At 69.0% G+C, this 11336-nt stretch carries 15 protein-coding genes; 9 read left to right on the forward strand and 6 right to left on the reverse strand.

What is annotated here, in order from left to right; all coding sequences use genetic code 11:
* Positions 1 to 5: 5 nt before the first annotated feature.
* Complete coding sequence (locus AB0I04_RS36965; RefSeq protein ID WP_360895568.1) at positions 6 to 458, reverse strand: MarR family transcriptional regulator; 453 nt, start codon at positions 456 to 458, stop codon at positions 6 to 8.
* Between the two features lie 62 nt (positions 459 to 520).
* Between AB0I04_RS36965 and AB0I04_RS36970 the strand changes: the two genes are divergently transcribed.
* The gene (locus AB0I04_RS36970) at positions 521 to 1645 is read left to right on the forward strand and encodes an FAD-dependent monooxygenase (RefSeq protein ID WP_360895571.1); all 1125 of its coding nucleotides are present in this window, start codon (positions 521 to 523) and stop codon (positions 1643 to 1645) included.
* A 31-nt stretch (positions 1646 to 1676) separates the two neighbouring features.
* Here the strand turns inward: AB0I04_RS36970 and AB0I04_RS36975 are convergent, their stop codons facing one another.
* Positions 1677 to 2726, reverse strand: a complete 1050-nt coding sequence (locus AB0I04_RS36975) for an alkene reductase (RefSeq protein WP_360895574.1) — start codon at positions 2724 to 2726, stop codon at positions 1677 to 1679.
* 71 nt (positions 2727 to 2797) lie between these two features.
* Here AB0I04_RS36975 and AB0I04_RS36980 point away from each other — a divergent pair, with 71 nt between their 5' ends.
* Positions 2798 to 3691: a sigma-70 family RNA polymerase sigma factor gene (locus AB0I04_RS36980; protein WP_360895577.1), complete on the forward strand. Its 894-nt coding sequence runs from the start codon at positions 2798 to 2800 to the stop codon at positions 3689 to 3691.
* A gap of 1 nt (position 3692) precedes the next feature.
* On the opposite strand, the gene AB0I04_RS36985 is transcribed toward AB0I04_RS36980, so the two are convergent.
* Entirely contained in the window at positions 3693 to 4679 is a 987-nt protein-coding gene (locus AB0I04_RS36985; protein WP_360895580.1) for an alpha/beta hydrolase, read from the reverse strand.
* A 147-nt stretch (positions 4680 to 4826) separates the two neighbouring features.
* Positions 4827 to 5039, reverse strand: coding sequence for a hypothetical protein (locus AB0I04_RS36990; RefSeq protein ID WP_360895583.1), 213 nt, complete (start codon positions 5037 to 5039; stop codon positions 4827 to 4829).
* 144 nt (positions 5040 to 5183) lie between these two features.
* On the opposite strand from AB0I04_RS36990, the gene AB0I04_RS36995 reads away from it, so the two are divergent.
* From AB0I04_RS36995 to AB0I04_RS37010, 4 genes are all read left to right on the forward strand, one after another.
* Positions 5184 to 5762 carry a TetR/AcrR family transcriptional regulator gene (locus AB0I04_RS36995; RefSeq protein ID WP_360895586.1) on the forward strand — a complete coding sequence of 193 codons (579 nt, stop codon included), beginning with the start codon at positions 5184 to 5186 and terminating at the stop codon, positions 5760 to 5762.
* Positions 5763 to 5869: 107 nt separating this feature from the next.
* Positions 5870 to 7735, forward strand: coding sequence for a biotin/lipoyl-containing protein (locus AB0I04_RS37000; protein ID WP_360895589.1), 1866 nt, complete (start codon positions 5870 to 5872; stop codon positions 7733 to 7735).
* A gap of 9 nt (positions 7736 to 7744) precedes the next feature.
* Positions 7745 to 8494, forward strand: coding sequence for a hypothetical protein (locus AB0I04_RS37005; protein ID WP_360895592.1), 750 nt, complete (start codon positions 7745 to 7747; stop codon positions 8492 to 8494).
* A 37-nt stretch (positions 8495 to 8531) separates the two neighbouring features.
* On the forward strand, positions 8532 to 9323 hold the full coding sequence (locus tag AB0I04_RS37010) for a DUF1963 domain-containing protein (RefSeq protein WP_360895595.1): 792 nt from the start codon (positions 8532 to 8534) through the stop codon (positions 9321 to 9323).
* 183 nt (positions 9324 to 9506) lie between these two features.
* On the opposite strand, the gene AB0I04_RS37015 is transcribed toward AB0I04_RS37010, so the two are convergent.
* Both AB0I04_RS37015 and AB0I04_RS37020 read right to left on the reverse strand, forming a co-directional pair.
* The gene (locus AB0I04_RS37015) at positions 9507 to 9716 is read right to left on the reverse strand and encodes a hypothetical protein (protein ID WP_360895597.1); all 210 of its coding nucleotides are present in this window, start codon (positions 9714 to 9716) and stop codon (positions 9507 to 9509) included.
* Complete coding sequence (locus tag AB0I04_RS37020) at positions 9713 to 10096, reverse strand: ATP-binding protein (RefSeq protein WP_360895600.1); 384 nt, start codon at positions 10094 to 10096, stop codon at positions 9713 to 9715. The genes AB0I04_RS37015 and AB0I04_RS37020 overlap by 4 nt, the downstream gene beginning before the upstream one ends.
* Positions 10097 to 10237: 141 nt before the next feature.
* Between AB0I04_RS37020 and AB0I04_RS37025 the strand changes: the two genes are divergently transcribed.
* The 3 genes from AB0I04_RS37025 to AB0I04_RS37035 are packed head-to-tail and all read left to right on the forward strand — an operon-like array spanning position 10238 to position 11333.
* Positions 10238 to 11047, forward strand: coding sequence for a helix-turn-helix transcriptional regulator (locus AB0I04_RS37025; protein WP_360895603.1), 810 nt, complete (start codon positions 10238 to 10240; stop codon positions 11045 to 11047).
* The gene (locus tag AB0I04_RS37030) at positions 11044 to 11142 is read left to right on the forward strand and encodes a DUF397 domain-containing protein (protein ID WP_360895606.1); all 99 of its coding nucleotides are present in this window, start codon (positions 11044 to 11046) and stop codon (positions 11140 to 11142) included. Before AB0I04_RS37025 ends, AB0I04_RS37030 begins: the two co-directional genes overlap by 4 nt.
* Positions 11139 to 11333, forward strand: a complete 195-nt coding sequence (locus AB0I04_RS37035; RefSeq protein WP_360895609.1) for a DUF397 domain-containing protein — start codon at positions 11139 to 11141, stop codon at positions 11331 to 11333. Before AB0I04_RS37030 ends, AB0I04_RS37035 begins: the two co-directional genes overlap by 4 nt.
* The last annotated feature ends 3 nt before the right edge of the window (positions 11334 to 11336 follow it).

Below are 11336 nucleotides of genomic sequence, written 5' to 3' on the forward strand. Positions count from 1 at the left end.
CGTGTTCAGGTCGCGTCGGCTCGTAGTTCCTGGGTGGCCGATCGGTAGGCCTCGGTGACGCGGGTGAACATGTCCAGCAGCAAGGGAACGTGTTCCGGTCCGTAGTGCGCGCCGACGGCCCCCAGGTGCCGCCTGGATGCCTCGCAGGCGGCCTCGTAATCGCCCAGGCCGCCCTCGACCAGCTCGACGGTGACCGTGCGCCGATCACGCTCTCCACGCACTCGCCGCACGTAGCCTGCCTTCTCCAGCCTGTCGATCAGCCGGGTCGTCGAGGCGGACGGCAGCCCCAGCTCCTCGGAGATCGCTCCTACGGCGAGTGGTCCGCGCGTCTCCAGCAGGATGGCGGCGGCGACGTCGACCGGCTGCAGGCCGAGCCGGTCGGCGACCGCCTCGTTGTGCAGGAGGACCGCGATCAGGAACTCGCGGAAGACGGCCTCGTCCGGATGCTTGGGACCCACCTGCTCAACCTACTCCACGGCGATGTATCTTCAAACCGGAGATACTTCGAATCGGAGGGGATATGGAGATCATCATCGCCGGCGCCGGAGTGGGCGGCCTGGCCGTCGCGCGCGTGCTGCTGGCCGCCGGGCACCAGGTGCGGGTCTACGAGCAGGCTCCGGCCCGGCGGACCGGCGGTGCGGCGCTGAGCATCTTCAGCAACGGCACCGCCGTACTGCACGATCTCGGTGTCAGCCTGGACGGTGTCGGTGCCCGCATCGACCGGATCGACTCGCTCACCGCCGACGGCAGGCTGCGCGCCGGCGCGAACATCGCTCACGCGGCCGAGCGGTACGGCTTCGAGACCAGGACGATCTCTCGGGGTCTCCTTTTGGAGCGTCTGGCCGACGGACTGCCCGACGACCTCGTCCACCACGCCAAGACCTGCGAGACCGTGACCCAGGACGACGACCGGGTGACGATGACCTTCACCGACGGATCGACCGCCACGGGAGACATCCTCATCGGAGCCGACGGCCACCACTCCGCGGTGCGACGCCGCCTGTGGGGCGACGGCTCCGTCCGGGCGGCGACCTTCGGTACATGGCAGGGCCTCAGCCCCATCGACATCGACCTCACCCACTCTCACCGCAGCCTGATGATCACAGGACGAGAAGGCGCATGCGGGCTCATGCCCGCTGGGGGCGGCCTGCTGCAGTGGTGGTTCGACGTGCGCTGGTCGCCCACCGACGAACGGCCCGCCGCCCCGCTGACCGAGCTGAGGCGCAGGTTCGGAGGGTGGGCGTCACCCGTGCCAGAGGTGCTCGCCGCCGCCTCCGAGGACGACCTCGACTTCTTCGGGCACCACTGGAACAAGGTCCGCCGAGTGTGGGGGGAGGGCCGCATCACCCTCGTCGGCGACGCCGCCCACACCATGCCGCCCACCCTGGGGCAGGGCGCCAACCAGACCCTCGAGGACGCGTGGGTGCTCGGCCGCCTGCTCGCCGACGATGGCGGCGATCCGGCGGTACGGCTGCGTTCCTACGAGGAGGCCCGTTACCCGCGCGTATCTCTGGTCTCCCGGTTGGCCAGGCGCAATCCCGCCAACTGGCGCATACCGCCGCTGATCGGTCGGCTGTTCCCCGAAACGTCCTACACCGCCATGCTCGCCCGCTACAGCAATCGCCTGACCGCGGCTGCCGTGTAATCGCTCCTCAGGCCGAGCGGGTCGCCTGCACTCACAACGGCCAGACCGGGTAGTCGACGTAGCCGCGCGCTCCGCCGGAGTAGTGGGTGTCCCGGTCACTGCCGGCCGTCGCGTGCCCCAGTGCGAACCGGCCGACCAGGTCGGGATTGGCGATGAAGAGCCGGGCGAAGGACACCGCGTCGGCGATCCCCGCCTCGACGATCTGGTCGCCCGTCTCCCGGTCGAAGCCGTGATTGGCGATCAGCGGCCCGTCGAAGAGCTTGCGGTACCGGGCGAAGACGTCGAAATCGGGACCAGGATCGCTGGGCACCGGGCCGCGAAGGTGCAGGTACGCGAGCGGCCGTCCGCTCAGCTCGGCCACGAGGGCGTCGTAGTCCGCCAGCGTCCGGTCGTCGGCTTTCCAGGGGTAGTCGCCGTCCGGCCGGTCGGCGGAGGGCTCGTCGTCGACGGTCCAGTACGGCGACAGCCGTACCCCGACACGCCGTCCGTCCCACGCCGCGGTCACCGCGTCGACCACCTCGAAGAGCAGGCGGTCCCGGCGGATGCCGTATCCGTCGGCCCGCCGGTTGAGCCGGGCATTGAGGAACTGCGCGATCAGGTGCGTTCCGTTGGCGGCGATCTCGACCCCGTCGAACCCGGCCCGGCGCGCGTTCTCGGACGCGGCGCCGTAATCCGCGATCGTTCGCCCGACGTCCGCGAGGGTCATCTCCCGCTCGGAGAGGGAGTGAACTCCGGCGTGCCAGAGTTGCAGGACGATGCGACCGCCAAGGGCGTGAACGACCCGGGTGACCCGGCTCCACGCGGCGACCTGCCGCTCGCCGTAGATGCCGGGGACGTTCGGGTAGAAGCCGATCGCCCGCTCGCTCGTCCAGGTGCCCTCGGCGATGATCAGACCGGCGCCGGCCCGCTGGCCGTAGTACGCGGCGTGCAGGTCCGTCGGTGTCAGGTCCTCGTCGGTCGCGCGGCACCGCGTCAGCGGCGCCATGACGACCCGGTTCGGCAGCCAGAGGTCTCCGAGCGTCACCGGCCGCAGCAATGCCCGGTCCCCGCCCCACTCGCTAATCTGCTCCTGTCGGATCATTGACCTTTCTCCCTCGTCGCTCGCTGATCGGTGGCACGAGACAGACGGAGCGCGACGGTGAAAGGTGACCGATGGACGAGTACGACGAGTTGGGCGAGCGGTTCGAGGCGCATCGCGGGCAGTTGCGCGCGGTGGCCTACCGGATGCTGGGCTCCCTGAGCGAGGCGGACGACGCGGTCCAGGAGACCTGGCTCCGGCTCAGCCGCACCGACCTCGGCGGCATTGAGAATCTGGAGGCCTGGCTCCGTACGGTGGTGTCCCGGCTCTGCCTCGACATGCTGCGCACGCGCACGTCACGCCGGGAGGACCCGCTCGGGTGGCAGGTGCCCGCACCGGCACGGGACGACGACCCCGAGCAGGAGGCGGTCCTCATCGAATCGGTCGGCCGCGCGATGCTCGTGGTACTGGACCGGCTCCCGCCCGCCGAACGCGTCGCCTTCGTGCTGCACGATCTGTTCGCCGTCCCGTTCGACCAGATCGCCCCCATCGTCGAGCGCACCCCGGTCGCGGCCAAGAAGCTCGCCAGCCGGGCACGCCATCGGGTACGCGGCACCGACCCGGTGCCGGACGCGGAGCTCGGCCGGCAGCGTCGCGTCGTCGAGGCATTCCTCGCCGCCGCCCGGAGCGGCGACCTGCACGCCCTGCTCGCCGTCCTGGCCCCGGACGTCGTACGGCGAGCCGACCCCATGGTGCTGACACCGGGCCGGGAGACGGTCGCCCGCGGCGCGGACACCGTGGCGCGCGAAACGCTGGTCTTCGGCCGCCGCGCGAAGTACGCGGAGCCGGCCCTGATCGACTGCCGGGTCGGCGCCGTGATCGCCCCGCGCGGCCGACTGCTCCTCGCCCTCACGATCAGGGCGGAGGGGGACCGCGTCGCGGAGTACGACATCATCGCCGACCCGGCACGCCTGCAGAGGCTCACCCTCGCGGTCCTGGATCCCCCGAGCGACGAGCGCGCCGAGTGAGTCAGGCCGGTAGGGAGGCGAGCCAGCCGGTCAGGATGTCGTTGACCTCCTTCTGGCGCTCCTGCTGGATCCAGTGGCCGCAGCCGTCGAGCAGGTGTGAGGAGATCAGGCCGGGCATGGTGGTGGGGTAGGCCTTGATGGCGTCTGCCATCCAGGTGGTGGAGGCGTCCAGTGCGCCGCCGATGAACAGGGACGGCTGGGTGATGGGGGCACCGTCGAAGTCGGCGAGGTCTTCCCAGTCCCGGTCCATGTTCCGGTAGCGGCCCAGCGCCCCGCTCATGCCGGTCCGTTCGAACTCCCCTGCGTACACATCAAGCGTGTCCTCGGTGAGCCAGGCGGGCAGCCGGTCGGTTGGGAAGCGGTCGCGCAGCGTCCCGCCCTTGGAGACGAAGTGCGGGTCCGGGGCGTCGGCGGGTGGCATGGTGTCGGCGGACAGGGCGGCGTAGATGCCGGCGAGCCAGCCGCGGACGTCCGGTTCGATCTCGGCCTCGGCCCGGCCGGGCGCCTGGAAGTAGCTGACGTAGAACTCATCGTCGCCGCCCATCCGCGTGAAGATCTCGCTGGGGCGTGGCCCGCCGCGCGGGGCGTACGGCACGCTCAACAACCCGACCGCCCGGAAGACCTCGGGCCGGAGCAGGGCGGAGTTGGCGGCGATTGGCGCGCCCCAGTCGTGGCCCACGATCACCGCCGTCTCCTCGCCCAGCGCGTGCACCACGGCGACGTTGTCCTCGACCAGCTCCAGCATCCGGTACGCGGCCACGTCCCCGGGCTTGGAGGAGCGGCCGTAGCCACGGACGTCGATGGCGACGGCCCGGTAGCCGGCCGCGGCCAGGACCGGCAGCTGGTGGCGCCAGGAGTACCAGGACTCGGGGAACCCGTGCACCAGCAGCACCAGCGGCCCGGAGCCCTGCTCCACCAGGTGGATGCGGCCGGCGGAAGACGAGACCAGGCGATGTGTGACCGCCGTGGCGGGAGCGGACTGCGACATCGAATCCCCCAAAGCTGTTGATCCTCGCGTGCCGAGTGCGAACCACGGTCGGCGCACCGGCTCTCGCGTCGATCCTCCGCTGGACGGTGACGCCGCCGCGATTCCTGTTGCCACTTCGGCAAACCACCGTCCGTCCGCAACCGCCGGTCAGCCGTAGTAGCGGTACGGGGCGAGCCAGAGAATCGCCACGTGGTCTTCGGAGGCGAACGCGATCACCTCGCACCTTTCTCGATACAGATGCGCGACATCGGAATCGGCCAGGTCCGCCGCCAACGATTTCGCCGCCCTTACCCTGCTGTCCCTGGCCGCCGACCGGAAGGAGCTGAATCGGTCCCAGGCGACGAGCGCGGCGAGCACCACGGCGGTTCTCGGACGCCGGGACCGACGCGAGGGATCTATGGTGAACGCGTGTCTGAGTCATCACCGCGTCGGCTGCCCCGGGGGCGTTATGCGTTGGCGCGGGAAGAAGTAGAGCGTATCCAGCGAGCGCGACTGTGTGCGGCGATGGCGGAGGTGATGGCCGAGAAGGGGTACGTGGCCACCTCCGTCGCCGACGTACTCCAGCGGTCGGGGGTGTCGCGGCAGAGTTTCTACCAGGTGTTCGAATCCAAGATCGACTGTTTCATGGCCGCCTTCGACACGGCGGGCGACCTGCTGGTGCAGCGGCTGCTGGAGATGGTCGGCGCCGACGAGCACGGCGTGCCCGGTCCGGCGATGGCCGGTGATCCGCTGCAGAGGTTCGAGGCGGCGTTCACCGCCTACCTCGAGGCGCTCGTCATCGAGCCGGCCTATACGCGGCTGTTCCTGATCGAGGTTTACGCCGCCGGGCCTGAGGCCATGCGGCGGCGGAGCGATCTGCAGGACGCCATCGTCGCCGCGTTCGCCGACCTGATGGGGGTCACCGATGAGGCGGGCCGGTTCACCTGCCGGCTGATCGTCGCGGCGACCAGCACGCTGGTGACCAAGGCGTTCGCCGACAACGACCTCGAAGGGCTGCGCGCCATCGGACCGCCGATGATCGACCACGTCCGTACCCTCTGGCGGGCCGGTGCCTTCGGACAACAGGCCGGTCGGCCGGGATAGTCATGCCCCGGCGGGCTTGCCGCTGACATCGCTTCCCGCGAGGGTCGTTTCCTGAGACGATCTACCTCAGATGTACGTGGGCGTTCTTCTGAGGGGGCAGATCTCGGATGGAGCCGCTGCGGGAGGACGATCCGCGCCAGGTGGGGCCGTACCGACTGGAAGAGCGGCTGGGCGGCGGCGGGATGGGGCAGGTGTACCTGGGGCGCTCCCGGGGTGGGCGTGCGGTCGCGGTCAAGGTGGTGCGGCCCGAACTGGCCGACGACGCGGGGTTCCGTCGCCGGTTCGCCAGTGAGATCGCTGCCGCGCGCAGGGTGGGTGGGTTCTACACCGCGCAGGTGGTCCAGGCCGACCCCGAGGCAGAGCCGCCGTGGATGGCCAGCGCCTACATCCCCGGCCCCTCTCTGCATCAGGCCGTGGAGGCGTACGGACCGCTGCCGCCCGCGGCGATCGGTGTTCTGGGGGCGGGCCTGACCGAAGGGCTCGCCGCCATCCACGCCTGCGACCTGGTCCACCGCGACCTCAAGCCGTCCAACGTGATCCTGGCCGAAGACGGTCCGCGGGTCATCGACTTCGGCATCGCCCGCGCACTGGACGCCACCTCGCACAGTCTGTCCCGGGTCGTGGTCGGAACCCCGCCGTTCATGTCCCCCGAGCAGGCGCGTGGCCTCGAGGTCGGCCCGGCGGGCGACGTGTTCTCCCTGGGGGCGGTGCTGGTGTTCGCCCTCACCGGCCGAAGCCCGTTCGGCGCCGGCCGGCCCGAGGAGGTCATCTACCGCGTCGTCCACGACGAGCCCGACCTGAGCGGCCTGCCCGCTCACCTCGCCGACCTGGCCGCCGCCTGCCTGGCCAAGAACCCCGCCGACCGGCCGAGCCTCACCCGGATCCTCGACCGGTTCGCCGCGTCGACCGAGGCCACCACACACTGGCTCCCGTCGGATGTCACCGCGATGATCACGCATACGGCCACTCGGGTGCCGGCCGGCAACTTCATCCCTACCGTCCCGATGGCGCAGGCGACTCCGCGCGCGGTGCCGGCCGACACCGGCAGGCGGGTCGTCGTGACGATGCCCAGGCCGGACAAGTCGGCCACTGAGGGTGTCGTCACCCAGTGGCGCAGACAAGAAGGCGACCAGGTGATGGCCGGTGAACCATTGTTCGAGGTCACCGCGGGCAAGGGCAATGCCGAAGGCAGCGCCCCGGATTCGGGCACGCTGCTGGAGATCACCGTGGCCACCGGGGAGAGCGCCGAGGTGGGGGCGACGGTCGCCGTCATCACCACCGACAACCTGCCTCCTCTTCAGGCGACTGCGCGCAAGCCCGGCGGGGGCATCACGTTCGTGAACCTGCCGTGGCTGCCGGGGAGGACCGCCGGCGCACGGAGGGCGACCGTCATCCGCTGGCACAAGCAGGTGGGTGACAAGGTCGGCGTGGACGACCCATTGCTCGAGGTCCGCTCGGTCCGCGGCAACACCGTGATCACCTCACCGGCCAAGGGCATCCTGTACGGCATCCGCCGTCGCGTAGGCCAGTCCGCCCGCAGGGGTTCCGTGATCGCGGTCGTCGGCGCGCCCGGGGCGACCCCGCCGTCCGCGCCGCTTCCTCGTCCAGTACGGATCGCCGTGGGGTCTTTCGTACTCCTCCTTCTTGCTTCGCTGGTCATGGGGTTGGTGAGCGTGGAGAGTCCCCTCTTCACGGACGACGTGCACAAAGCCCAGACCGGCGACTGCGTCGCCCAGGAGTTTCCCGTGCACGACAGGAACGTCGACTATCAGAATGTGAAGTGGTTCACGATGCCGTGCGGCCTCATGCGGGTACGCGCGTCCTTCAACAGCGACAACCACTTCAAGACCTACTTCAAGTTGCTCTACCGCGATCCTCCTCGCAACTGCTCGCGATCCGTCAACGACTGGTCCGAGCAGAACGACAGCAAGCTGGACTGGAGCGGCATGACCATGTGCCTGAGGAAGCTCTGAAAGGACCTCATGGCCGAATACTCCGAGGCCGCGGCGGCGTACGTGGCCTGTCTGCGGCGGATCTGGGTCACGCACGGGTCGCCGAGCGTGGACCAGATCGCGCGAAGAACCCGCGGGTTGTCCTTTCCCTTGTCATGGTCTGAGGTCGGGCCGTACCTGCGGGGAGATGTGCTGCCCGAGGAGTCGTTGATGCTCCATGACCTGCTGTGCGGGATCACCGGTAGCCACGGGTGGCGGCCGGACGACGAGGACCAGCCTCGAGTCTTCGATCTGTGGGCGAAGGCGGTCGGCGCGCCCGACCCGGAGCCCACCGAACCCATCCCCGTCGTGTCTGAACCCACCGCGCCCGAGACCACGGACGCCGAGTACGCGCCCGCAAGACCGGCCCCCGACGTCGTGGAACTGACCGTCCGGGTGGCTTCCTACCTGGCCGCCGCTGGCATCGGCGGGATCATCGGCAACCGGGTCGACTCCGTCGTGGCACGGACGACCTCAAGGCTCTTCCAGTCCGTACGGGATCGCTGGCGAAGCCGGGGAGCGGGCGCCGGTGAGTCGCTCAGCGAGGAGGAGGCCGTTGACGCCGCCATCGCCGCCGCGATCACCCTGGACTACAGCCTGGAGAACCTCCGCGTGACCGGCACCTCGCAGCAATCCGACGGTTCATGGCGCGTGACCCTGGCCGCGCAGGACGCCGTGCTACGGGCCGTCGTCCCGGCGGGCGACCCCGCTGACGCGACCATCCTGATCATCCCGGGATGACTGCCCCTTGCCTGGGGCGTGTGCTGGGATATGGCGAATGGATCACCAGTCGGAAGCCGTCGTCATTCGCGCGGTGTGCGTGGAGTTTCTCGGCGAGCATCTGGGGTCTCAGCTGGCCGCGCTGGCCCGACCGGGATTTGGGCTCAGCCCGGCCGGCGAGTCCCGTCCGGCAGCGGGACGCAGCCGCCTGGGCGGCCCGCCCCTCCTGGACCCGGGAACGCCGTGGCCCCACGACGACGACCTCCCGCTCAGCCTGTTCGCCGTGCTCGACACCGACGAACTCACGCCGTGGCTCGGGGACGAACTGCCCGTACGGCCCGGCCTGCTCAACTTCTTCGGCATCGACCATCTCCAAGCCTGCCGGGTCGTCCCCGCGGACCCGACGAGAGCCGCTCCGGTCAGGCCGCCCGACGATGACGCCTTCGCGGTCGTCCCGCTGCACGCCGAACCGTGCCTGTCGCTACCCGATGCGTGGTGGGGCGCGACGCTGGAGGATTTCATCGAAGGCTTCGGACTCGACCCGGGTCCTGACCTCACGAGCATCTGCGACCCGAGCGAGCAGGTGACCGAGTTGTTCGCCGGAGACTTCCCGGGCGAGCACTATCCAGGATCGGGCGCCGTCGACCAGGCCTTCGGCTGGCCGCCATCGGTACAGCCGGGTGATCCGCTCCCGGACCTCCGGGGCGAATACACCCACCTTCTCCGGCTCTCCAGCAACCTCGGCGAGTGGGAGTTTGCCGAGGGAGGTTCGCTGCACTTCCTCATTCCCAGGAAGGCGCTTCGCGACGGGGACTTCTCACAGGCGGTCGTCGCGTCGGACGACGGTTAGACGTCGCGCCCGGACGGGGCACGCAACATCTACCTCATCCTGGGGCTCATGGGCTGGCCCGAACGGCGAAGGTGTTTCTCTGAAGGTGTCTACTCAGACGAAAAAATTCTCTGCTGAGTAGACAGGCTGGAACGTGACTGCCCAGTCGGGAGGAGGAAGTGTCTGTTCCATCCGGGTAAATGCCTACGGGGGCGGGCATGGGTACGTGCTTTCCATCAGAGTGATTCGGCGATGCAGCTCTGTGGAATTCCCGGCGGTGATCCAGACACCCGGTCGGTCGAGCATGTAGCCGTGCGCCACATAGCGGCGCGTATAGGCGCCGAAGAGGATCAGCCAGCCCGGATGTGCTCGCTGGAGGCCGAGCAGTTCCATATCGACGTTATCGGCCGTCATGGGGCCACCCGGGCCCAGACGACCTTCCGCTGATTCTCTCGGCGTACGCCCCAGCGGGTCGCCAGCGCGTCGACGATCAGCAGGCCGCGCCCGCCTTCCGCGTCGAAGTCCCCGAACGCGTCTTTGATCTGGGGCTCGTCCGGCGAAGAGTCCGCCACCTCGATCAGCAGGGCGCCGTCCTCGGGGATCAGCCGGACGGCGAAGGTCTGACCGAGCCTGGCGGCGTTGGCGACCAGCTCGCCCGTGACGGTGCTCGCGTCCTCCAGCAGCTCCGTCAGGCCCCATTCCTTCAGCCGGTCCTTGAGTACGAGTCGGGCGCAGGGGGCCGCTGCCGCATTCGGACTGAGAGAGATTTCATACGGAAGGCGCGATTCGATCATGAGACTTCCTCCGCGGTCGACGATTTCTCCTATCCCCGCAGGTCGCTGAAGGGATCGGTTTCTCAGCGTGTCTTGCCGCGGTTACCGTCGATACGGTTTCATCCCTACAGATCCCAACGCGCGAAAGCGGAGGTCAAACCGATGGGACGTGAGCGAGAACTCGATCCGCGCGTCTCGGCGATCGCACAGTACGGCTATCGCCTCCGGCATTACCGGAAAAAGCGCAATCTATCCCAAGATGCATTAGGGGCGCGTTTTGGTGTGACCGGCCAGATGATCGGTCACATCGAGACGGCGAAGCGGCCGGCCAGCCTCGACATGAGCAAGGGCTTCGACGAACTCTTTGAGCTCGACGCGTACTTCGAGGAGCTCTGGTGGCACGTCCGCCGCGAGCAGACTCCGAGCTGGTTCCGCGACTACGTCGCCGCCGAGGGCCGTGCCTCATCCATCCGCCTCTTCGATCCGCTGGTGATCCCAGGCCTGCTCCAGACCGAGGCGTACGCGCGCGAAGTGCTACGTGCTGGGCAGCCGGAGGACAAGCTGGAGCAACTCATCGCGGCGCGACTGGCCCGGCAAGAGATCCTCGAAAGGGAAGAGCCGCCATGGCTGGTGTTCGTCATCGCCGAGTCCGCGCTCCGACGCGTCGTCGGTGGGCCCGACGTCATGCGGGAGCAGCACGCGCGGCTGCTCGAGCTGGCGGAGCGGCCGAACATCACAATTCACGTCCTGCCAGAACACGCGCCGGTCTATCCGTCCGGTGGCTTCACGCTTTTCAGCTTCGATGTGGCACCCGATCTTGGGCACGCCGAGGCCGTTAACGGCCATGGTCCCCTGATCGAGCAGCGCAAGCCGATCGAGGGACTTAAAGTGATGTTCGACCTGATCAGATCCGCAGCCCTGTCCGCAGCGGCGTCGGCCGATCTGATCCGAACCCTGATGGAAGGGACATGACGGCCATGAACACCTCCTCCCTGGAATGGCGGAAGAGCGGCCGCAGTGGTCAGGAAGGCGGGCAGTGCGTCGAGGTGGCGGTCGTCGACAAATGAGCCCGGTGCCCGGCGACCGTGCCGATCGCGGTCCACGTCTGGTGACGAGTGCCGTTCTGATCGATTGGCGCCGAAGCGTTCGCAGCGGTCAGGAGGGCGGGGAGTGCGTGGAGTCCGCCCTCCTCTGGCGCAAGAGCATCCGCAGCGGGCATGACGGCGGGCAGTGCGTCGAGGTCGCCGTAATCGGCTGATTC

The organism is Actinoallomurus sp. NPDC050550 (assembly GCF_040655075.1).
GTDB lineage: Bacteria > Actinomycetota > Actinomycetes > Streptosporangiales > Streptosporangiaceae > Actinoallomurus.

What these genes read in the sequence shown, in the direction of transcription:
- AB0I04_RS37025 (WP_360895603.1), top strand. Translation starts at nt 10,238, where the DNA reads ATGGGACGTGAGCGAGAACTCGATCCGCGCGTCTCGGCGATCGCACAG.
- AB0I04_RS37010 (WP_360895595.1), top strand. Translation starts at nt 8,532, where the DNA reads ATGGATCACCAGTCGGAAGCCGTCGTCATTCGCGCGGTGTGCGTGGAG.
- AB0I04_RS36970 (WP_360895571.1), top strand. Translation starts at nt 521, where the DNA reads ATGGAGATCATCATCGCCGGCGCCGGAGTGGGCGGCCTGGCCGTCGCG.
- AB0I04_RS36985 (WP_360895580.1), bottom strand. Translation starts at nt 4,679, where the DNA reads ATGTCGCAGTCCGCTCCCGCCACGGCGGTCACACATCGCCTGGTCTCG.
- AB0I04_RS37030 (WP_360895606.1), top strand. Translation starts at nt 11,044, where the DNA reads ATGACGGCCATGAACACCTCCTCCCTGGAATGGCGGAAGAGCGGCCGC.
- AB0I04_RS36975 (WP_360895574.1), bottom strand. Translation starts at nt 2,726, where the DNA reads ATGATCCGACAGGAGCAGATTAGCGAGTGGGGCGGGGACCGGGCATTG.
- AB0I04_RS37020 (WP_360895600.1), bottom strand. Translation starts at nt 10,096, where the DNA reads ATGATCGAATCGCGCCTTCCGTATGAAATCTCTCTCAGTCCGAATGCG.
- AB0I04_RS37035 (WP_360895609.1), top strand. Translation starts at nt 11,139, where the DNA reads ATGAGCCCGGTGCCCGGCGACCGTGCCGATCGCGGTCCACGTCTGGTG.
- AB0I04_RS36980 (WP_360895577.1), top strand. Translation starts at nt 2,798, where the DNA reads ATGGACGAGTACGACGAGTTGGGCGAGCGGTTCGAGGCGCATCGCGGG.
- AB0I04_RS37005 (WP_360895592.1), top strand. Translation starts at nt 7,745, where the DNA reads ATGGCCGAATACTCCGAGGCCGCGGCGGCGTACGTGGCCTGTCTGCGG.
- AB0I04_RS37015 (WP_360895597.1), bottom strand. Translation starts at nt 9,716, where the DNA reads ATGACGGCCGATAACGTCGATATGGAACTGCTCGGCCTCCAGCGAGCA.
- AB0I04_RS37000 (WP_360895589.1), top strand. Translation starts at nt 5,870, where the DNA reads ATGGAGCCGCTGCGGGAGGACGATCCGCGCCAGGTGGGGCCGTACCGA.
- AB0I04_RS36995 (WP_360895586.1), top strand. Translation starts at nt 5,184, where the DNA reads ATGGCGGAGGTGATGGCCGAGAAGGGGTACGTGGCCACCTCCGTCGCC.